The organism is Pseudomonas reinekei (assembly GCF_001945365.1).
Classification (GTDB): Bacteria; Pseudomonadota; Gammaproteobacteria; order Pseudomonadales; family Pseudomonadaceae; genus Aquipseudomonas; species Aquipseudomonas reinekei.
Genome location: NZ_MSTQ01000004.1, coordinates 117,950 through 141,453 on the forward strand (window position 1 = coordinate 117,950; position 23,504 = coordinate 141,453).

General features: G+C 63.5%; 4 protein-coding genes. All 4 read right to left on the reverse strand.

The features are described 5' to 3' along the window. Window positions 1-36: 36 nt before the first annotated feature. The 4 genes from BVK86_RS07510 to BVK86_RS07525 are packed head-to-tail and all read right to left on the reverse strand — an operon-like array spanning window position 37 to window position 23,114. Window positions 37-222, reverse strand: coding sequence for an MbtH family protein (locus BVK86_RS07510; protein WP_075945829.1), 186 nt, complete (start codon window positions 220-222; stop codon window positions 37-39). After that, window positions 215-9,304, reverse strand: a complete 9,090-nt coding sequence (locus tag BVK86_RS07515; RefSeq protein ID WP_075945830.1) for a hybrid non-ribosomal peptide synthetase/type I polyketide synthase — start codon at window positions 9,302-9,304, stop codon at window positions 215-217. Before BVK86_RS07515 ends, BVK86_RS07510 begins: the two co-directional genes overlap by 8 nt. Next, entirely contained in the window at window positions 9,304-13,416 is a 4,113-nt protein-coding gene (locus BVK86_RS07520) for a non-ribosomal peptide synthetase (RefSeq protein ID WP_075945831.1), read from the reverse strand. Before BVK86_RS07520 ends, BVK86_RS07515 begins: the two co-directional genes overlap by 1 nt. Then, window positions 13,413-23,114, reverse strand: coding sequence for a non-ribosomal peptide synthetase (locus tag BVK86_RS07525; RefSeq protein WP_075946107.1), 9,702 nt, complete (start codon window positions 23,112-23,114; stop codon window positions 13,413-13,415). The genes BVK86_RS07520 and BVK86_RS07525 overlap by 4 nt, the downstream gene beginning before the upstream one ends. Between the last annotated feature and the right edge of the window lie 390 nt (window positions 23,115-23,504).

Genomic DNA, 23,504 nt, shown 5'->3' on the forward strand with positions numbered 1-23,504 from the left:
GTATGGCCAGTCACCAGACCCTGCGATTGACAGTGCTCAATGCTGAAGCGAAAGCGGTCGCATATCGGTCCAGTGTTCAGCGATGTAATCCAGGCAAGCCTGCCGCTCCCCGCGTTGCCCCACCACAGTCCAGCCCTTGGCCATCGGCTTGCCCACCGGCCACAGGGAGTACTGGCCTTCGTCGTTGCGGACTACCTCGAATTGCGGATTGTTGTCAGTCATGCTGATTGCCCTCCTCGGGTTGAAAATCGGTGCTGATCATGTCGGCGATCATTCGCGCCCATTGGCCTGCGACGATGCCGTAGTGATCGGTGTCCAGCCGCTGCCAGCTCAGCATCTGCGGGAGTAAATCCTGCCAGGTTTGTTTCAGGTCTTCGGCGTTCCAGGCATTGCCCACGCTATAGGGGTTGGCTTGTGCGGCAATGAACAGGCGCACGGATGTGGTCGCCAACGCGGGTGGCTGGAAGGTCTGCATGCTGGCGATGTTGTGCTGGCAGCAACGGGTCAGGTGCTGCAAATAGGCTTGCCGGTCTTCAGGCAATGCCCGGTCAATGGCGTCGGGCCAGCGCTGGGCAAACTCGCGCTGGAACACCTGCTCGATCGCCTGGGCGTCGATGCTCGCCAGTTCCACGCCGGCGTCCGGCGCGGGCGGGTCAATCAGGTACAGCAGCGGCTGCCTGAATCCGGATGGCGGTGCGAGGCTGCACATCGACTGTGCCACCCAGGCGCCGAACGACCACCCGGCCAGGCGCCAAGCGCTGCCGTTGGGTTCCCGGGCCTGAATAGCCTTCAAGTAAAGTGCCGCGCGCTCAGCCACGCCGATGTTCGGCAAGTGCGCAAGACGCAACACCGGATCGGCAATCACACACACGCCCAGATCAGGGTGCAGCGCCGACACCAGTGCCCGGTACGCCTGGACATCGCCGCCCACCGGGTGAATCAGGTACAGCCACTCGCGCCCCGCGCCCGCGTGCCATTGATCAATCTGCACCGCATCGGCCCAGGTTTCCGGCACCGTTGACGTCGAACAGACCGCAGCAGCGTCCACCAACGCCAGGATCTCTTGCAGGCTGACCTTGTGACTGAATTGCGAAAGCTGGAACACCACGCCGGTGGCCGCTTGCAACGCATCGATCAGGTCCAGCAAGGTCAGCGAGTCCGCCCCCAGTTCGTACAGCGAATCGTCTTCATCGAGGCTGCTGACGCCCAGCCATTTGCACAGGCACTCGTGCAGATGGCTGCGCAGGTCCAGCGCCTGCGGCGCATCCACCGGCGCCATCGCAGCGCCATGGCGAACCGGATAGAAACGCCGCGCAGTCACGATGTCGGTGGTCGAGATCAGCAGTTGTGGCAGTTGCGTCGCCATGGCCTGGTCGAACACCTGACAGCCCTCTTGCGCCGTCATGCCGACCGCCAGGTGATCCTGATGCGCGGCATCGACAGTGCCTTGGGTGGTGGCCATGCCGATGTCGCGCCAGATGTCCCAGTTGATGCCCAGGCGCACGCAGTCGCTGGCCGCGTTCGGGCGGTAATGGGCGAAGCCGTCGAGCACGCCACTGGCGGCGGCGTAATCCATGTGCCCCGCGCCGCCGAACAGCGCAGACATCGACGAGCAATACAGCACAAACCCGGGGCTCATCGCTTCGATCAACGCCTCGACCGCGAGCATGCCTCGGGTCTTGGACGCCATAGCCTCGCCCAGTTGCCGGGCGTCACGCTGGCGGATCAGGCTGCCGGCACCGACACCCGCGGCGTGAATCACTCCGGCAAAGCGGCCGTAACGACGTGTCAATTGTTCGACCACCCCGGACCAACCCGCCAGGTCGGCAATGTCGCCCCGCACAGGGTCGACCCGTGCCCCATAGGCCGCCAGCGCTGCCGGTAATTCCCCCCCGCGTGACAGGACGACGATACGCCGTTGCGGCGCCTGCAGCAGGTGCTCGGCCAACGTGCGACCGATACCGCCCGTGCCGCCCAATATCAGGAACGTACCGTCCATGGGCAGCCTGTTCGCCAGCGCCGCGCTGGCCGGCAACGGACTGGCGAGCAGCCGGGGTTGCCACAGGTAACCGTCGCGAATCGCCATGCGCCGGGTCAAGGGCGCCGGGTCCGCGAGCAACGTCGCCAGTGCCTGCGCGTCCATGTGGGAAGTCGGCCAATCCAGCCAGTGACAGCGCACCGGGTATTCCTGGGGCACCACTTCGGTGATCCCGGCCAGCGCCGCCAGTTCGGGACGCATCACGTCACCGTCAACCGGACAGGCCTGCCACGACATCAGCCACAGCCGCAACGCCGTTGTCCGCGAGGTTTGCCCCCAGGCCTGCATCAAGGCGCTGACGGTGTCCAGACCGGCCCATTGCGCCGCCGCCAGGCTTTGCTCATTGACCGGTCCGGTCACCGACAGCGGTAACGCGTGCAGCCATTCGAGTTCGCCCAATGCAGGCACGGTCAGTTCATCGAGCAAGCGAGTCAACGCCGGGGTGTCCAGCGGGTCGAGCTGGAAACGATCCATGGCGTGTCGTTTGAAGCCATTGCCGGCGTATACCTGAACCACCCGCTGATATACGCGGCTCAGGCCCTCCAGCAACGTTGCATCGAGCGCTTCGTTGCTGCAGATGACCAGCGTTTCACGGCGTTTGGCAGCTACAGCCGCGTTCAAGCGCCGCACACGTACCCACTGTCGTTGGTAGAACCAGTCGGCCAATGGTTGGCGCTCAATGACCTTGGTATTTTCGGGTTCAACTGCTGCCTGGAACCGGCAGGTCTCCAAATCGAAAGATGATGGCGACAAATTCCACGGCGGTGGCGCCGAACGCTGTGGCCAGTCGATGGTTGCACCGTCATACCATGCGTCTATCAGCGCCTGGGCTGGATGCCCATTGGCGTTCAATCGCACACCGGATGCGCTCACTTCCTTGATCAATGAAGTGTCCAGTTCCTCCCCCGCCCGATACGCCATCGCCAGACGCCAACGCCGTTGACGACGCCCGGATTGCAGGTGACGCAGCACCGCCTCGTAATGCTCGGGAAATGCGTTCAGATACGCTTGAATCACCTCGACATCGCGCAACAAAGCCGAACGACTGTGAGCCGACATCATCAGGCACGGCAGCACGTCCTCAGCCAAGGCCTGGTCCTGCTGCGCAGCCCCCACAATCACATGCGCATTCGTGCCTCCAATGCCAAAACTGCTGACCCCTGCCAAACGCCGCCGCCCTTCTGGCCAGGGCCGTGCTGTGGTCGGTACATAAAACGGCGAATTAACGAGGTCGATTTGCGGATTGACCCGGCCAAAACCGAGGTTCGGCGGCACCACGCCATGGAACACCGCGAGGCTCGCGCGAATCAACCCGACGACCCCGGCCGCCGCGCCCAAATGGCCAATCTGGCTTTTCACCGAGGCCAACGCACAACCGCCGGCCGGGGCATCGCCGAACGCCTTGCTCAACGCCGCGACCTCGACCGGGTCACCGAGCAACGTGCCGGTGCCGTGGGCTTCGATGTAACCGATATCGGCACCAGTCAGCCCGGCCTTGGCCAAGGCCTCGCGAATCACCGCACTCTGCCCCGCGACCGAAGGCGCGGTGTAGCTCATTTTGTCGCGGCCATCGTTGTTCAGCGCCGAGGCTTCGAGCAAGGCATAAATCCGGTCGCCATCAGCGCGGGCGCGGGCCAATGGCTTAAGCACCACCACGCCATAACCACTGGCGCCGATGGTGCCGCTGGCATCGTCGCTGAACGGCCGACACAAGCCATCACTGGAAAAGATGTGCTGCGAACGATGGCGATAGCCGTCGGTCAGTGTCGGGTCGATCAGCACCCCGGCCGCCAGCATCACGTCGCTGTCGCCCTGACGCAGCATCGAACTGGCCAGGTGCACGCCAATCAGCGAACTGCCGCAGGCTGCCTGCACGCTCATGGCAGGGCCGGTGAGATTGAGGTGGTAGGCAGCTTTGGTCGCCAGGAAGTCCTTGTCGTGGTGCAGCGCCATCTGGAAACCGTCCGGCAAATCACCGTCGGCGGTCTCGCGCAGCATCTGTTGGAAGTACGTGGTTTCGCCACAACTGGCAATCAGGCCGATGCGCGGGCCGTCGGCAGACGGCGTGATCGCCGCGTGTTGCAACGCCTGCACACAGGCCATCAACAAATGCCGCTGTTGCGGATCCATCAATCGCGCTTCCTGACGGCTGATGCCGAAATACTCGGGGTCGAAATCCAGCATTCCGGCCAGTTGACTGCGAGCACCGACGCGCCCTTCAGCCGCCTCGAAATGCTCGATACCCAACGCTGCGCCCTGAACCATCGCCCAGAACTCATCGAGGTTCTGCGCCCCGGCTACATTGACCGCCATGCCGATGATCGCCATCGGTTGCTGGCCGACATCGGCATGACGCACCCGCGCGGCCGGGGTCGATGGCGTGCTCGACAAGTGCGCCGCAAGGCTGCGCACTGTCACCTGCTCAAACAGATCGGCCATCGCCACGTCATGTGGCAGTTCCTGGTTGTAACGGGCGTGCAGGCGCATCAGGCCGAGGCTGGTGGCGCCCGCTTCGAAGAAGGTTTGATCGGGCTCGATTTCCCGGCCGATAACGGCGCTGAACAGCACACTCAATTGCTGCTCCAGCGGGCTCAACGCAGGGGCCGCAGGTGTCGAACGACGCCGTTCCATCGCCTCGCCCAACCCCCTTAGAGCCTTGCGATCAATTTTGCCACTGGGCGTACGTGGCCAGGCGTCGATCCGTCGATACGCGTCAATGCGCACGTGGGCCGGCAGTTGTCGGGCGACCTGACGATCCAGCGTCTGCGCCGTCGCCGGCTCGCCGTCCAGTTGCAGGTACGCAATCAGGCTCGGTGGATCAACCTGAACCGTCACTACCGCGTTGATCACTTGCGGCACCTGCATCAGCGCCGCTTCGATCTGCCCCAGTTCCAGGCGATGACCGCTGAGTTTGATTTGCTGGTCGTCGCGCCCCAGATAGTGCAGGCAACCTTCAGGGTCGGCCCAGGCGAGATCGCCGGTGCGATAGAACAACCGAGTGTCACCTTCGGCTTGCGGCAACTCGATAAACCGTGTCGCGTTCAACGCCGGGTCGGCGAGGTAGCAGCGGGAAATCATCGGTCCGGCCACCAGCAGGTAACCACGGCTACCGCTCGGTACCGGGCGGTCGTGCTCGTCGACCAACAGCAAACGGGCATTGCCGACGGCGTGGCCAATCGGTGCACGCAGCGGCCAGTCACGGGCCGTCGGCGGCAAGCGGTAAGCGCTGACCACGTGGGTTTCCGTGGGTCCGTAGTGGTTGAACAGCGTCGCCATCGGCAAACCACCGAACCAGGTTTTCAGCGCGTCGGTGCAGAGTAATTGCTCCCCCGCCGTGACCACTTCGCGCAACGCCGGCGGGTACGTCCCTTGGGCAACAGCGGTTTGCGCCAGATGCTGCAACGCCACGCAAGGCAAGTACAGGCGCTCGATCCGCGCTTCGACCAGGTACGCCAACAACGCTTGTGCATCCTGACGCCAGCGCGGCGTGATCAGGTGATAGGTGCCACCGCCGCACAAGGTTGCGAAAATCTCCTGAAACGACACATCGAACGACAACATGGAAAACTGCAAGGTCACCGACTTGGCCGGCAACTGGCCCTCGGTGCGCTGCCAGTGCAGCAGGTTGCACAGGGTGCGATCCGACACCTGCACCCCCTTGGGGGTGCCCGTGGAACCGGAGGTAAACAGCGTGTACAGCGCGCGTTCACCGGCATGATGGGCGCGTGCGAGCGCTTGGGATTCGGCCCTGAGGTCAACCCGATGCCGGGCAAGGCGCCTGGCATCGAGGTTTTCCAGTGCCGCTTCGGTCGTGGGGCTGAACAACAGACAATGCGGGTTCGCTTGTTCGAGTACCTGACGCTGTAAAGCCAGCGGATAACCGGGATCGAGCGGGACGGCGGTCAAGTTGAGTTTGGCCAGGGCCAGCAAGGCAACGATGTGCTCGACCGAGGCGTCGAGAAACAGCACCACATGCAGCGGTGTGTGGTCCTGAGTCGGCAGCGGCTGACGTTCGATCAAGGTCGCCGCCAAGGTGTTGGACAATGCATTCAGTTCGGCATAGCTCAAGCGCTGCTGGCCGGCCACCAGCGCGATAGCGTGCGGTGTGCAATGGACTTGATGGTCGAACCAGTCGGCCAGGGTCTTGAACGGCGGTTCCCCGCTGGAACCCTCACTGGCCACCGGCATGTGGCGTCGATAAGGGTTGAGGAGATCATCGAGGGTCGCTGCCGGTGATTCCAGCAGCAGGTCGAGGCTCCGGCAAAGCAGCTCATGCACGTCGTGCATCTGCGCTTCATCAAAGTAGCTGCACTGATATTCCCACCAGCATTCCGCCCCCACGACAAGCAAGGTCAACGGGCATTTGGCCTGCAACTGCTCGCTGAACGCCAGCGTCGCTTGCAAACCGGACCCCGACAGTGCGGCGTAATCGGTGTTTTCCTGCACGAACATGAAATCGAACAACGGGGTGCCCGACGACAGGCGCAGGTCTTCCACGACATCCGCCAACGCGACGTCCTGTAACGCCAGCACCTCGCGCACGGTGGCGGTCTGACGGCGCAATTGCTCACCCAGGGTCAAGGCATTATCGACGGAGGTCGGAATCAGCACGGTGTTGGCAAACATGCCCAGTGTCTGTTCGAACTCCGCAAGCGGCCGGTTCGACACCGGGCTGGCGATCCGTGGCCGCTCACTCCCGGTCAGGGCGTACAGGCTCCAGGCGAAGGCACTGAACAGCACTTCGAAACGGGTCAGGCGTTGCTGGCTGCAGAAACGCTCAAGGGCCGCACTGCGCAGGTCGCCCAAGGGTCTGCGATAGAGTCTGGCTTCCGGGCTGACAGCACGCATCGGACTCAGCGCGGGTGACGGCGCCCCTTGCTGGCGGTGCAATTGTGCCAAGGCCCGGCGCTGGTCGCGGTAATGCGGGTCGACGCTCCACTGCCCCTGCCATTGGCCGAATTCCAGCGTGGTCAGCTGTGGCGTCGGTTCAGGGCAGACACGCCCCCGCACGGCGTCTTCATAGAGCTGCGTCAGGTCGTCGAACAACAGATTCATCGACCAGCCATCGACGATGATGTGGTGCAGGTTCAACAGTAACCGGCAACTTCCATCGGCGAACGGTAGCAGCCAGGCCTGAAACAACGTCGGCATGGCCAGATCGAAGGGCGTGCCGAACACCAGCGCCGCGAAGGCTTGCCAGGTGTCTTCGGTGAAATGCCCGGGTTCGAAGGTGCGACAAACCGGACCGTGTTCGGCAATCACTTGATCGAGGCCATCGGCGCCGGATACGAATGCCGTGCGCAACCCCGGATGACGCGCCACCAGCTGCCCCACGACATGCGCCAGCGCCGACACATCGACACCGGCCGCCAGATGTAGAATCAGCGGCACGTTATAAGCCGTCGACGTCGGAGTGCGTTGCTGCATCAGCCACAGGCGGCGTTGTTCGGCGGTGGCCGGCAGACGGCGTGCGCTGCTGATGGGGGGCGCGGGAGGATAGATAACGTTGGCCTGTTGGTCGATCAGGTGTTCGGCCAGCGCCATGAACGGTTCGCTCAAGAGCGTGGCGATGGCGATCTCGCGCTGCCAGTACGTGCGAATCGCTGAACGCAGACGCATGGCCTTGAGTGAGTCGCCGCCACTGCCGAGCCAGTCATCGTGCGCATTGAGCGCCGGTTGCCCCAACAGCGAACGAACCTGTGCCAGCAACCAGTCCAGTGCCGGTGAACCCTCGATATCACTCTGCTCGACGGCGGGTCGCCAAGGCGTCAACGACTGTGCCAGCAAGGTGTCGCGGTCAATCTTGCCGTTGGCGGTCAGCGGCAGTCGCTCCAGCAAAAACAACTGATGCGGGCGCATGTAGAAGGCCAGTCGGGCCCGCAGATGGGCGTCGAATTCGACGTAATCCAAACCATCGCGATGTACGATAAATGCCAGCAACTGATGGTCTTCGGCAGCTATTCGTTGGGTGCAGACATAGGCCTGCGCCACCTGCGGATGCTCCAGGATCTGCTGCTCCACCTCCCCCGGTTCGATGCGAAAACCACGAACCTTTACCTGCCGATCAACCCGGCCGATGTACTCGATCAACCCTTCGACGTTGATCCGCACCCGATCACCGGTTCGGTAGTGAACCTGGGCGCCGCCATCCAGTTCGGCCAAGCGCACGAAGCTGCGTGCGGTTTCTTCGGCACGGTTGCGATAGCCTCGGGCGACACCGCTGCCACTGAGGTACAACTCGCCGACTTCACCGACCGCCACCGGCCGTTGCTGCTCGTCCAGCACCCGTACGCCCGTGTCCGGCAATGGCCGGCCAATCGGTACCGACGGGCTGCCGAAGTCCCGGGCAATCGGGTAGCACAAGGCAAACGTCGTGCATTCCGTGGGCCCGTAGGCATTGAAGATCTGGCACTGACTGCCGGGATTCGCCCCATACCAGGCGCGCACCGCAGCGGCGCTGATTTGCTCGCCGCCGATCAGCAACTGACGCAGGTGGGCAAAGCACGCGGGGTATTCCGCGCTCAAGGTATTGAACAGCGAAACGGTCATAAACAGGTTGTCGACCCGCTCCTCTTCCAATACACGGGCCAGGCGTTGCGCATCCAGCACATCGTGATCGGCAATCATCACGCAGCAACCACCGTTGAGCAGCGGCGCCCACAGTTCAAAACTGCACGCATCGAAGCCCGGATTCGACAGGCAGGCAAAGCGATCCGCCGGACGGATCTCGATATAGCCAGCGGTTTGCGTCAGACGCAGCAAGCCCCGTTCGCCGACCTCCACAGCTTTCGGAGTGCCGGTGGTGCCCGAGGTGTAGAACAGGAAACTCACCTCGGCAAACGTGTCGGCCAAAGGTTGTGGCGGTTGATCCGGGTGATCCAGCAACGCGTCGACACTCGCCTGCCAACGCGCGGGTGTCGGGGTCCACTGCTCATCCAGGGTGATCAGCCCCACGCACGCGGCATCGGCAAGCATCAGGTCCCGGCGTTTGACCGGGCTGGCACGGTCCAGCGGCACCACCACGGCGCCGACTTTCAGCGCGCCGAGTATCGCGGCGAGCCATTGCCAGCAACGCGGCATGCACAGCGCCACTGACTCGCCCGGTTGCACGCCCCGTGCCTGCAAACCCCGGGCGATGCGCTCGCTGGCGCTGGCCAGTTCGCTGTAACTCAGGCGTACCTGCTGATCGACGACTGCCAGGGCTTGGGGATCGCGCCGCACTTGTGCGGCAAATTGTGCGAGCAACGTCAGCATCTGTGGATTCATTATTTCGCCTCCTGCGCGTCGAAGCGTTGCAGTTCCTGCCTGAGGGTCTGCGAGACCCGGTGCACTTCAGCGGTTTCGAGCATGTCCCAGTGACCGCCGTTCACCAGTTTCGCCAGGAAGCCGTCGCCGGCACGCCGACGCCAGAAACCTCGCAGCGCATGCAACTGCTGGCGGCTGAAACCCTCCCGGGCCTGGATCAGCACCACGCGACCGGCACGCGGCTCGCATGCGTAGCCGGCCATGGCCAGACGGTTGTGGTTGTAGAGGTGGAAATAACGCTCGACTTGCGCGTCTTCGATGCCGGGGTACATGCCATTGAACCGCACCAGTTTGTCGCGGAACTCGGCCATTTCGACGGTGCCGATCTGCTGGCGGAAATTCGGATCATCCGAGCCTTGGGTATCGAGCAACACCACGGTCACTTGGCGATGTCCGGCTGCTGTCAGGCGCCGGGCCATTTCGTAAGCCACCAGCCCACCGAAGGACAGCCCGGTGAGCACCAGCGGTTGCGTCGCCAAGGGCTCGATCAGGCGCAAATAGGCTTCAGCCATGGCTTCGACTGTCGGCTCGGTGGCCTCCCCCGGATTCAGCCCCAGTGATTGCACGCCGTACACACCGACCTCCTCCGGCAGCACTTTGGCCAGGGACAGGTAGCAAAACGCAGTGCCGCCCGCCGGATGAATGCACACCACATTGCGCTGGCCCGCAGCGCGGCGGAATTCGATCAGGTTGCTTTGCACGGCCGCTGGACTGGCCCCGGCGCGCAACCAGCCGCCCAGGGCTTCGATGGTCGGGTAGCCGAGCACCACGCGCACCGGCACTTCGACGTTGAACGCCTGGCCGATCTGGTGGGCCATTTTGATCGCTGCGATGGACGTTCCGCCGACATTGAAAAAGTTGTCGCGAATGCCGATCTGGGTCGCCAGCAACACACCTTTCCAGATTTGGTACAGGGTCAATTCAATATGATCGCGCGGGCTGCTGAGGTTGACCTGACGATTGGCCAGGTCTTGATCGGCAAGGGTGGTCAGGGCCACGCGATCGACTTTGCCATTGGCGGTCAGCGGCAGCGTGTCGAGCCACAGATAAGCGCTCGGCAACACGGCTCTGGGCAGCGTGGCCGCCAGGTGCGCGTGCACCGCCGACTCATCCGGGGTTTCCATCACTGCACAACAGGCTACCAGCCGCTGGTTCTGCGCCGTGTCGCCGACCAGCAGCACCACGGCGGCACGGATGTCGGCGAAGGCTTCCAGCCGTGCTTCGATCTCGCCCAGTTCCAGGCGCACGCCGCGCAACTTGACTTGAAAGTCGTTGCGACCGAGGAATTCCAACTGACCGTCCGGGCGATAACGCGCCAGATCGCCGCTACGATACAACCGGTCTCCAGGCACAAACGGGTTATCGATAAAGCGCTCGGCGGTGAGTTGCGCCAGCCCCAGGTAACCGCGCGCAACACCCACGCCGCCAATGTGCAACTGCCCGGTGACGCCCACCGGCACCGGCGCATCGCGCTCGTCCAGCACGTAGAAACGGTTGTTGGCGATCGGCCGGCCAATCGGTACTTGCAGGGCCGGCACTTCGGCGCCGGGCTCCAGGGTCCAGACGCTGTTGATCACCGTGGTTTCGGTCGGGCCATAGACGTTGTGCAAACGGGCATGCGGCAGTCGCTCCTGAAAACGCCGAGCCAGGGCTGGCGACAGCTCACCGCCGCCGCAGAAGACGTCGGTCAGCCCGGTGCACAGGCTGACCTCATCGACTTCGAGAAACAGTTGCAGCATCGCCGGCACAAACACCAGCGCCGTGACCCGTTGTTCGCGCACCACTTTTGCCATGTAACCCGGCTCCAGATGACCGCCAGGACGCGCTACAACCAGCCGCCCGCCCGTGGTCAGCGGCCAGAAGGTCTCCCAGGCCGAGGCGTCGAAACCGAAGGGGATCTTGTGCAGCATCACCCCGGTTTCGCCGCAGACCTGCGAACACCACAACAGCAGGTTGCTCAGGCCGCGATGCGCCACCATCGCGCCTTTGGGCAGCCCGGTGGTGCCCGAGGTGTAAATCACATAGGCGAGGTGATCGGGCGTGACACCGACACTGCGCGGGTCGGGGTTTTCCGGCGACAGACCGGCCCAAAGCGCATCTTGCGCCTTGAGGTCGAGCACTGGCGCTTCCCAGGTTGAACCTTGCTGGGCCTGGCGCAGTATTTCGTGCGCCGAGCCGAGCGTCAGCAGCACGGCCGGGGTGCTATCGCTGAGCATGTGGCTCAGGCGTCCGACCGGATAATTCGGGTCCAGCGGCACATAGGCGCCACCGGCCTTGAGCACCGCCAGCAACGCCACCGGCAGCTCCAGCGAGCGCTCGACACACACCGCCACGCGCACGTCCGGGCCGACACCGAGGCTGCGCAAATACGCCGCCAGACGATTGGCCTGGGCGTTCAATTCACCGTAGCTCAGGGTTTCAGTTTCGAATGCCACCGCACAGGCTTGCGGGTGGCGCGCAACCTGGGCTTCGAACAATCGGTGCAAGCAGTCCGCCGGTTGCGCCAGCGGTGCGCAACGGTTCCAGCCCACCAGGATCTGTTCACGCTCGGCTTCGGTCAACAGCGACAACGCGCCAATCGGCTGCTTGGGGTCTTGGACAATGTGTTCGAGCAACTGTCGGTAATGCCCGCTTAAACGTTCGATAGTCGCCACGTCGTACAGGTCGGTGTTGTATTCCACCAACAGGTTCAGCCGCCCTTCGCGTTCGACCCACTCGAACGCCAGGTCGAACTTGGCCGTGGCGCTGCTGGTGCTGTAGGGCGACAGGCTCAAGCCAGGCATTTCCAGGTTGCCAGCGGGTGTGTTCTGCAACACAAGCATGACTTGGAACAACGGCGAATGAGCGGTATCGCGCTGTGGATTGACGGCTTCGACCACCCGATCGAACGGCACGTCCTGATGGGCGTGAACGTCGAGCATCTGCCCGCGCACGTCACGCAGCAGTTCGGCGAAGGTTTGCTGAGGATCCAGGCGCTGGCGGATGACCAAGGTGTTGACGAAGTGCCCGATCAGCGGCTCGATTTGAGGGCTGCTGCGGTTGGCGAAGGGCGTACCGATGCACACATCCTGCTGACCGCTGTGCCGCCACAGCAGCACGGCCAGTGCGCCCATCAACACATTGAACAAGGTGCCCTGGGTTTGTCGGGCCAGCCCATTGAGTTCGCGCAGGGTATTGGCGTCCAGGGAGGAGCTGAACGTGGCGCCAGCATAACGCTGCACCAATGGCCGTGGCCGGTCGGTGGGGATAGTCGAGAGTGCCGGCGCGTCGGCCAGGGTACGCCGCCAGTAATCGAGTTGCGCGGTCAACGCATCCCCACCGAGACGTTGCTGCTGCCAACCGGCGTAGTCGGCGTACTGCACCGGCAACGGCGCCAGACTGGACTGTTCGCCGCGCAGGTAATCGCCGTACAGGGTGGCGACTTCGTGCAGGATCACGCCCATCGACCAGCCATCGGCGATGATGTGGTGAACGCTGTACAGCCACAGATATTCATCGTCGGCCAGACGCAGTAACGAGGCTCGCAACAATGGGCCGGTGGCCAAATCGAATGGCGCGCGGGCGTCGTGATCGACTGCCGCCCGGATTTGCTGCTCGCGTTCGGTGCCTGGCAGGTCGCTTAGATCGGTCACACGCAGTGCAAGCGGCATCGCATGATGGACAATCTGACGGGGTTCGCCATCGACATTGCAAAACGTCGTGCGCAGAATTTCGTGGCGCTGGATCAACCCGTTCAGCGCCCGCTCCAGCGATGGCACGTCCAGCAGCCCCTTGAGGGTCAACGCCGTGGGTACGTTATAGAACGCGTTGCCCGGTTCCAGATGATCGAGAAACCACAGTTGCCGCTGCGAAAAAGACAGCGGCCAGTCCACGTCACTGCCAGCCCTTAGAGGAATCACCGCGGCATCATGGCCACCGAGCAACGCAATCAGTTCAGGCTTGTGCAGCTTGAGCGCTTGCATCATCTCTTCCGTCAGAAAGCCGCGAGGCGCCTTGCAGCGCAGCTTGTCGCCCTCCACTTCGAGGACGACGGCATGACGAGCGAACAGTTCCAGCAATTGATAGGCGTTCATACCTCAAATTCCTCCATGTCGCTGTCGTCACTGGGCTGGTCGGGCGCAAAGGCCTCGACCGCGGCGCGGTGTTGCTCATCCGTGGTACGCAGGCCACCGACCATCGAGTAGATCAATTGATGGCTCGGCCCGAGGTCGAACAGCGCCGGTAATTGTTGTTCATCAATCGAACCCATGCCGCAAAGGCCCAGGCCTTGCTCGACGGCGGTCATGCTCAGCAATTGCCCGATGGCGCCGGTTTCGATGTGGCAGAAGTCGCGACTGCGCTCGCCATACAGCGGACGGATCGCTGCCATGTCGGCGATGAAAAACAGCGAAAAGGCGGCGTTTTCGAAGACCGGCCGATTGACGAAATAGTCGTAGGTGTCCGGGTCGAGCGCCCCACTGGCGAGGGCCAGCAGCCGGTGTTCGCACGGGTCGTAGTAATAAGCGCCACCGGGCACGCCGATCACCCGTTCCGGCTTGACGTACAGGTACGCCTGGATCGGGTACAAACCGCCGGCCGACGGAAACTGGTATTTCACCTCGTCGTCGAGTTGACCCTGGGCAAGTGCCGCCAACAGTTCGGCAAAGTCGCGGGTTTCAATCGGTTGCGCGGCGTACTGGCGCACTGAGCGGTAATCGCTGAATCGCTTCGCGAATGCCGGGGTTTGCGGCAAGGTCAGCGCCACACTCGGCAACGTTTGGGCAAAGGTACGGCGCCCACGCTGGTCAGCCTTGAACTGTGCACGCAGTTGCGGATCTTCGATGACGTCCTCGTGACTGTTCAGACGCTGCTGCGCGTTGCTCACCAGTTCCTGGTGCGCCAGGCTCTGGCGGTACATGCCGATCAGGTGCAGCAACGTCGGTTGCGCCAACAGTTGCGCCACGTGCGGACGGAAGCGCAGTTCGCTGGACAACGCATTACTGATGCGCACGATGTCGATCGACGTCGCGCCGAGGTTCAGCAGGTTGGCGTCGCCGGCGATGACATCGCGCTTGAGGACCGCTTGCACAATCGCCACCAGCCGTTGTTCCTGCACACCATCGACTTCCAGCGCCGGGCCGGACTCCACTTGCGGCGACGGTTCCGGGAGGCGTTTCTTGTCGACCTTGCCGTTGGACGACAACGGCCATGCGTCCACGAAGGTGAAGGACGACGGCACCATGTACGCCGGCAGTTTGTCTGCCAGGTACAGGGCGAAGTCGCTGGCTTGCAACGCCGGATCGGCCTTGAGCACATAGCAGGCCAGACGTTTTTCCCCCAGCGTGCTGCCGAGGATTTGCACCACCGCACCTTGGACGCCTGGGTGGCGATTGAGCGCGGCTTCGATTTCGCCCAACTCGATGCGATAACCCTGGACCTTGACCTGATTGTCTTCGCGGCCGAGGAATTCGATGTTGCCATCCGGCAGTAAACGCCCGAGGTCGCCAGTACGGTACAGGCGTTCGCCGGTCAGTGGGTGCGGGAAGAAACTGCCGGTGCTGAGTTTTTCATCGCGCCAGTAACCTTGGGCAAGGCCGATACCGCCGATGTACAGCTGCCCCGCAACCCAGGTCGGGCGCACTTGCAGAGCTTCGTCCAGCACGTAAAAACGCTGGTGATCGAGGGCCTTGCCGTAAGGGATGCTGCGCCACGCAGGATCGACGTGCTGCACCGGGTAGCAGATCGACCAGATCGAAGCTTCGGTAGCGCCGCCGAGGCTGAACAGTTGCGCCGACGGCTGCAACGCCCACAGCCGTTGCGGCAGGGTCAGGGGAATCCAGTCGCCGGAAAGCATCGCCACCCGCAGACTGGCGGGCAGCGTGCCGCTCTCTCCCTCGACGTATTCGAGCAGCATGCCGAGCAACGCCGGCACCGAGTTCCACAGGCTCACCTGATGACGCGCGATCAAATCCCGCCAGTGCGCCGGATCGAGCGCCAGTTGCGGTTCAAGCACCACCACTGCCGCGCCGGCCGCCAGGGTGCCGAAAAAGTCATAGACCGAGAGGTCGAAACTCAGCGACGAAATCGCCAGCACCCGATCCGCCGAGCCGACGGCAAAGCGTCGGTTGATGTCGAGCAAGGTGTTGACCGCGCCGCGATGGTCGATGACTACGCCTTTGGGCATGCCAGTGGAACCGGAGGTGTAGATCACGTAAGCCAGATCGGAGGGCGCAAGGTTGACCGGTTGCAACGGCGCATGCTGGCCCATGACGTCGTCGGTCACGGCGATCGCGCGGACCTGCACCGGCCACTCGATTACGCCAAGCAGCGGCGGTTGGGTCAGCACCAGGCTGACTTCGGCGCGCTCAAGAATATGCCGCACCCGTTCCGCCGGCAGCGCCGGGTCAATCGGCAGATAAGCGCCACCGGCGTACAGGACCGCCAGGGTCGCCACCACTTGTTCCCAGCCGCGTTCCATCATCACGGCGACCAGTCGATTGGGCGTCACGCCCTCGGCCTGAAGCAACGCCCCTAGAGACCGCGCCCCCGTGCGCAATTGCCCGTAGGTGAGTTGCCGCTGCGTAGCAATCACCGCCACAGCGTCCGGCGTGATGAGCGCCTGACGCTCGAACAATTCGTGCATCAAGGGCAACGGGTCTTGAGTGTCGAGGGGTGCCGGCAAGCGCGCCAATGGCAGCAGTTGTGGCGTATTCGCTTCCCAGGCGGCCGGTTCCAGCAGGCGATCCAGCAGTGCGTTATAGGCGACGAACATTTCTTCGATCATGCCCGCCGGAAATAGCTCATCAATGCTGTCCCAGTTGAACAGCAAGCGACCTTCCAGCTCCAGCAAGGTGTGGTCGAGCCATACTTGCGGGGTCTGCGTGATGCTGTGCACAGGCCTGGCGTTCAACGCATCTGCGAGGTTGAATTCCGCCAGTTCCGGTGCGGCCTCCGACAACGTGCTGTTGAATACGATCGGCATTGCCGTCTGCTGCACGCCACGGGCCTGGGACAATTCCCGCAGCACCCGCACGCCGCTGACCACCGAGTGATCGATGTCTTGCCACAACTGCGCCTGCAACGCCCGAGCCTTGTCGGTGAAGCTCATGGCCCCGGCGATGTTGACTTCCAGCAGCACCAGGGAGGTGAAGTCGCCGATGATTTCATCGACGTCCGGGTGCAACGGCAAGCGATTGAACAGCGGCAAGCTGAGGGTAAATCGCGGCTGCCGACTCCACAGCGCCAGCACTTCGCTGAAAGCAGTCAGGAGCATCACCGACGGCGTCACCGCAAATTGTTTGGCCACGGTTTTCAACTGCGCCCACTGCGCCGCCGGCATATCGCGGTCGCGGCGGGTGAAGTGCGGATTGCTGATGCTGTCCGGCTGGCACACCAGCGGCAGGTCCGGCGCCGGTGCCAGGCGGGTGACCCGTTCGCGCCAGTAGCTCAGGGCTTGTTCGTAACGAATGCCGTTGCGAAGCTGATGTTCGGCCAGCACGTAATCGCGGAAGGTCAGGCCCGGCTCGGGCAGGATCAGCTGCGGATCAACGTAAAACGCCATCAGCTCGCGGGCGAGAATCTGTGTGCTCGCGGCATCGACGATCAAGGCATCCAGGCTGATGTGCAAATGGGTGATGCCATCATCGAGCAACGACAGGCTGAACTCGAACAGCGGCCAGCGACTGGCGTCCAGCACTTGATGGGACTGACGCTCGCGGGTCGCTTGCAACGTCTGCTGCGCGACGTCAGCGGGCACGCCGCGCAAATCGCTGCGGGGCATGCAGTAGGTTGGCACCTGCTCCAGTACCTGCTGCGTACCATCGCTGAGAAACACCACGCGCAGCATGTCGTGGCGCTGAATCATCCGGTTCAGCGCCTGCTCGAAACGCGCGGCATCGAAATCCGGGATGCGCAGTTCTTCGTAGCCGTGGGCACTGACCCCGCCGAGGCTGACCGTGGCTTCGCGACCAAACCAGTAGGCTTGCTGGATATCGGTCAATGGGAACGGCGCATGCCGGGCGCCACGATCCGCCTCGATCACAAGGCAGGCCGGGACGATTTGCGCATCATCGCTGCGCCCGGCCTGTACGTGCGCCGCCAGATCCATCAGCACCGGCGTCTTGAACAGATTGCTCAAGGACAACTGCGCGCCCATGCGCTGGTTGATCGCGTAGATCATCCGGGTCGCCAGCAGCGAGTGGCCGCCCAGTTCGAAGAAGTTGTCGTGAATCCCGACCCGTTCGCACTTGAGCACCTCGGCCCAGATCTCGGCCATTTGCTGTTCGGTGTCGTCGCGCGGCGCCACGTAAGTGGCCCCGGCGGTGCGTTCCGGTGCAGGTAATGCCTGACGGTCGAGCTTGCCATTGCGGGTCAACGGCAACTGCGCCATCGAGACCCATGCGCTGGGAATCATGTGCTCAGGCAAGTGCCGTTGCAGTTCGGCGCGCAGGGTTTCGCTGGACGCCGGGCCGACCACGTAGGCCACCAGACGCTTATCCCCCGCCACATCTTCACGCAGCAACACCGCGGCGTCCTGCACGCCGGGCTGCTGTTGCAACACGCTGTCGATCTCACCGAGTTCGATACGGAAGCCGCGCAACTTGACCTGCTGGTCGATGCGCCCCAGGTACTGCACGTTGCCGTCGGCCTGGAATTTCGCCAGGTCTGCGCTGCGGTACATGCGCGCACCGGGCTCGGTGCTGAACGGGTCCGGCACAAAGCGGTCGGCGGTCAGGTCCGGGCGGTTCAGATAACCGCGAGCCAGGCATGCGCCAGCGATGTACAACTCCCCCGCCACGCCGACTGGCACCGGGTTCATATCGACGTCAAGCACGTACAGCCGCGCGTTGGCGATCGGACGGCCAATCGGCGGCGCGTCCGGCCAGTCTTCGGCGTCGCTGCACCACAGGCTGAACTGGCTGACCACGTGGGTTTCGGTCGGGCCGTACTGGTTGTGCAATTGCGCGCCGCCGAGGCCGCGCACAAAGCCACGCAGTTCATCGTTGATTTGCAGGGCTTCGCCCGCCGTGACAATTTCGCAGCCACCGGCCGGCATCGGCGCATCGGCCTCGGTCAGCCCGGCGAGTTGTTGCAACACGGCAAACGGCAGGAACGCCCGCTGCACGCCTTCGGCCACCAGGGTCGGACGCAGCGCGGCGAGGTCCTTGCGGCTGTCTTCGGTCATCAGCAACAGGCTGCCCCCCGAACACAACGTGCTGCAGACTTCCTGGAACGACACGTCGAAATTCAGCGAAGCGAATTGCAAGACCCGGCCCGGTGCCTGCGCTTGTTCAAGCTGCCAGGCGATCAGGTTATCCAGGGCGCGGCGGTTGTGCGCCACGCCTTTCGGGCGGCCGGTGGAACCGGAGGTGTAGAGCACGTAGCCCAGATTGTCGGGGCTGACGGCCACTCGCGGATCGGTATCCGGGCAGTGAGCCCAGCGCTGCGCATCGGTGTCCAGGCAGCAGGCGTTGATGACGCCGGGTAGAGCCTCCAGCAATGCGCACTGAGTCAGCAGCAAGGTCGGCGCCGCGTCGCTGAACATGAAGGCCAGACGCTCAATCGGGTAAGCCGGGTCGAACGGCACATACGCCGCGCCCGCCTTGAGGATCGCCAGCAAACCGATGACCATCTCCGGCGATCGTTCCAGGCATAGACCGACCCGGTGCTCGGGGCGCACACCTTGCTCGATCAGGTAATGAGCAAGACGATTGGCGGCCCGATTCAGTGCGCCATAACTCAGTTGCCGGTCGTTCGCGAGCAACGCTGCCGCCTCTGGCGTGCGCCGGGCCACGGCTTCAAACCGCGCCACACAATCAGGCATGGCCGAGGTGTCGCGCTCGGTACGGTTCCAGTCGTGGACGATCTGTTGATGTTGTTCCGCGCTCAGCAGGTCCACATTCGATAACGGTTGTTCCGGCTGCTCGACCATCTGGGTCAGTACCCGGCGCAGGTACTCGCCGAACTGCGCCACCGTGCCCGGTTCGAACAGGCCGGAAGCGTATTCCAGACCGCCGACAATCTGCCCGTCACGCTCATGCAGCGCCAATTGCAGATCGAACTTGGCTACGTGATGGCTGCTCTGTACCGGACTGACCTCAAGGCCCGACAACAGCAGATCCGAGCCTTGATCCTGCTCCCAGGCAAACAGCACCTGGAACAGCGGGCTGTGCGCCAGGCTGCGGGGCGGGTTGAGCAACTCGACGACCTGTTCGAACGGCAAGTCCTGATGTTCCTGGGCACCCAGCGCCACGCGGCGCGCTTGCTGCAGCCATTGCGCCACCGACGGCGAACCCGAGCGTGTCATACGCAGCGCCAGAGTGTTGACGAAGAAACCGATCAGGCCTTCCAGCTCCTGGTGCGTGCGGTTAGCCGACGGCACGCCGATCACCACATCGGCCTGCCCGGACAGTCGCGACAGCACCAGCGACCAGGCCGCCAGCAACGTCATGAACAGCGTGGTGCCCTGCTGCATGCACAAGGCTTTCAACTGTGCGGTCAACGCCGGGTCCAACACCAGCGGCACGAAACCGCCGAGGTAATCCTGCACCACAGGGCGTTTATGATCGGCCGGCAGTTCCAGCAATAGCGGCGCGCCGCTGAGGGTGTCGCGCCAGTAGCGGCTCTGCTCGGCCAGCACGTCGCCGGTCAGCCATTGGCGTTGCCACACGGCGTAATCCACATACTGTACGGGCAGCGGCGGCAACGGATTGTCGCGGTCCTGAATGGCGGCTTCGTACAGCAAGCCCAGTTCACGGGTGAGCACGCCCATCGACCAGCCATCAGAGATGATGTGGTGCTGGGTCAGCAGCAGCACATGATCGTCATCCGCCAGCCGCACCAAGCTGACGCGCATCAGTGGTCCACAGGTCAGGTCGAAAGGTTTGGCGCCCTCTTCGTCGATCAATTGCGTGAGAAGCGCTTCGGACTGGCCTTGCAGGTCAACCACCGACAGCTTGATCGATTGCCCAGGCGCCGCAACCCGTTGCCGTCCTTCCCCTTCCACGGCGATGAACGTGGTGCGCAACGCTTCATGCCGCGCCACCAGTTGATTGAAGGCGCGTTCCAGGGCGGCGATCTGCAACGGACCGCGCATGCGCAGGTTCAACGGCATGTGATACGCCGCGTTGCCACCCGCCATTTGTGCGAGGAACCACAGGCGCTGCTGGGCAGACGACAACGTTTGCGCGCCCGACCGCTCAACAGTCGCTATCGCCACGCGAGCCTTGCCCTGGTTGTGTTTCAGCCGTTCGGCAAACTGTTCCAGCACCGGCGCGGCAAACAGCGCCGAAGGGGCCACTTCCAGGCCGAGTTGCTGCCGGACTTGAGCCAGTACGCGCATCACCAGCAGTGAGTGGCCGCCGAGAGCAAAAAACTGATCCTGGCGACCCACCTGCTCGACGCCGAGCACTTCAGCCCAGATTTCAGCGAGCGCAATTTCCAGTGGACCTTGCGCCGGCTGATAGTCGCGCTGATCGAAGGCCTGGGCATCAGGCATCGGCAACTCAGTGCGATCCAGTTTGCCGTTGGCCGTCAGTGGCAGCGCATCAAGCCGTACGAACGCCGTGGGCACCATGTAATCCGGCAGGCTGACTTGGAGTTGCTCACGCAGCGAACGCGGATTGAGTGCCGCGCCTTGGCTTTCGCAATAGTAAGCGACCAGTCGCGATTCGCCGACCGAGTCCTGACGCAACAGCACCAGGCTTTCGCGCACCCCGGCAATGTCCGCCAGACGCGCTTCGATTTCTCCCACCTCCAGGCGCAGGCCGCGCAGCTTGATCTGGAAGTCATTGCGCCCCAGGAATTCCAGATGGCCGTCCGCCCGATAACGCGCCAGATCACCGCTGCGATACAGGCGTTCGCCTGCCACAAATGGACTGTCGATGAAACGTTCGGCGGTCAGTTGCGGCAGGTTCAGATAGCCCCGGGCAACGCCGGCGCCACCGATGTGCAATTCGCCCGCCACACCCACGGGCACGGGGGCACCCAGTGCATCCAGCAGGTAAATCCGCGTATTGGCCAGCGCTCGCCCGATCGGCAATACGCCGTCGGCCACGCTGGCGTCGTTGAATTCAAAACAGGTGCTGTCGATGCTCGCCTCGGTCACGCCATAGGCCTGGACAATCTGCACGTGATCGCCAGCCAGTCGGCGTAATTGCCGGGCGCTGTGGGCGGTCCAGACGTCAGAGCCACAGACCACGGTGCGCAGGAACGACAGGTCGTGGCCGCTGTCTTCGACCCAGGCCAGCAACGGGTTGAGCACGGCCGGCACGAAGTCGGCGAAACCGATTGGCGCTTCACTCAGCAGGCGATACAGCGCGGGCGGGTCCATCAACGTTTCACGCGGGCACAGCACCAGCGTGCCGCCAAAACCGAGGGCGCGGATCAGATCGGCGCTGAACACGTCGAAGGAAAAACCGGCCATTTGCAGGTGATTGAGGGACGCGTCCAGGGCGTAGAGTTTTTCCCAGGCTGCACTGACGGCGATCAGGCCACTGTGCTCGACCATGACGCCTTTCGGGGTGCCGGTGGAGCCCGACGTGTAGATCACGTACGCCAAGTGCCGAGGCGTCAGCCCGACGGCGTGGGGGTCGGGATTGTGCGTTGATTGCGAGTCCCATGGGCGAGTGTCGGAGATGTCCAACACGGTGGAATGTTCAAGGGTGGCAGCGGCGGAGCCGTGGCTCAGCACCACGGCGGGTGCACTGTCGGCGAGCATATGCGCCAGCCGTGCCGGAGGATAAGCCGGGTCCAGCGGCACATACGCGCCGCCAGCCTTGAGCACCGCCAGTACGCCGACCAGCATGTCCAGCGAGCGCTCCAGGCACAGCCCGACACGCACGTCCGGGCCGACACCCAGGCTGCGCAGGTGATGGGCGAGGCGGTTGGCACGAGTATTCAGCTCACCATAGCTCAGCGCCTTGTCGTTCAATCGTGCGGCGATGGCGTCAGGGTTGCGCTGGACCTGGGCTTCGAACAAACCCTGGACGTATTGTGTGGCGTCGAATGCTTGCTCGGCGCTGTTCCAGTCGTGCAGAAGATGCTGGCGTTCGGCGGCGCCGAGCATTTGCAGCGCCATCACCGCTGTTGTGGGTTGCGCGACCATCTGTTGCAGAACGCTGTTCAGGTAACCGGCATGACGCTCGAGGGTCGCGGCGTCGAACAACGCCGGGGCGTAATGCAAATGGCCGCGGATGCGCCCTTCCGATTCGGCCAGCACCAGCGTCAGATCAAACCCGGCAGGCAGCGGCTGCGAATGCTCCCAGACGAATAACACCTGCATCAGCGGATGGTAGGCGGTGCTTTGTTCGGGGTTGAGGTACGCGAGCAATTGCTCGAACGGCACGTCTCGATGTTCCTCGGCACCGAGCAGCACAGCGCGGGTGTGATCCAGCAATTGGCTTGTTGACGGAGCCCCTGCAAGGGACACGCGCAGTGGCAGCGTGTTGCCGAACGTCTCCGTGCGCGCGCCGATGATCACCTCGTGCTGGCCCGACAACCGCGCCAGCACCACCGCCCAGCCGGCGAGCAATGTCATGCACAAAGCCTGGCCGTGACGCTGCCCCAAAACCTTGAGCCCTTCGGTCAGCGAAGCATCCAGTTCCAGCGCGTGCGAAGCGGTTTGAACGCCCTGCACCGCGGGCCGTGGCCGGTCGGTGGGCAACTCCAGCAACGCCGGGGCATCGGCCAGCCGCTCGCGCCAGTAGGCGAGTGCCGGGGTGGCGGATGGATTTTCGGCTAAAGCGTTGGGCTGCGCGGAGGTCGTCCCGCGCAAGGAAGATTTGTCGAACATCAGGCTACCGTCCATGACTACGTTGTTTTTGTGTGTTTGGCTGGGACGTTCATAGCCCGCCAGTCAGGCCCGACACTGTGTGCCGGATCGGTGAAGCGAAACTCAGGGGGATGGTGCGGCGCGTGCCCGCGGACCTGTGTCATGAGCGGGCGCAGTGGCGCACCAGGAGTGGCGGGGTTTTTGGCTGGCGAATAGCACTGCAAGGCGTGAGTCGCAAACAGCAGGGAAACTGGCGGGGGCGTTTGCGACTTCTGCCGTTTTGCCCACTGCACCGACGAATAGAGACCGCTTGACCAATTGAAACCTCACCTTTCGTTTGAGGGTCAACGATGGGGAACGGCCTGCGCAGGGGTAACAGCGCCAGGGTGGACCCGATCGGCTGCGATTGCC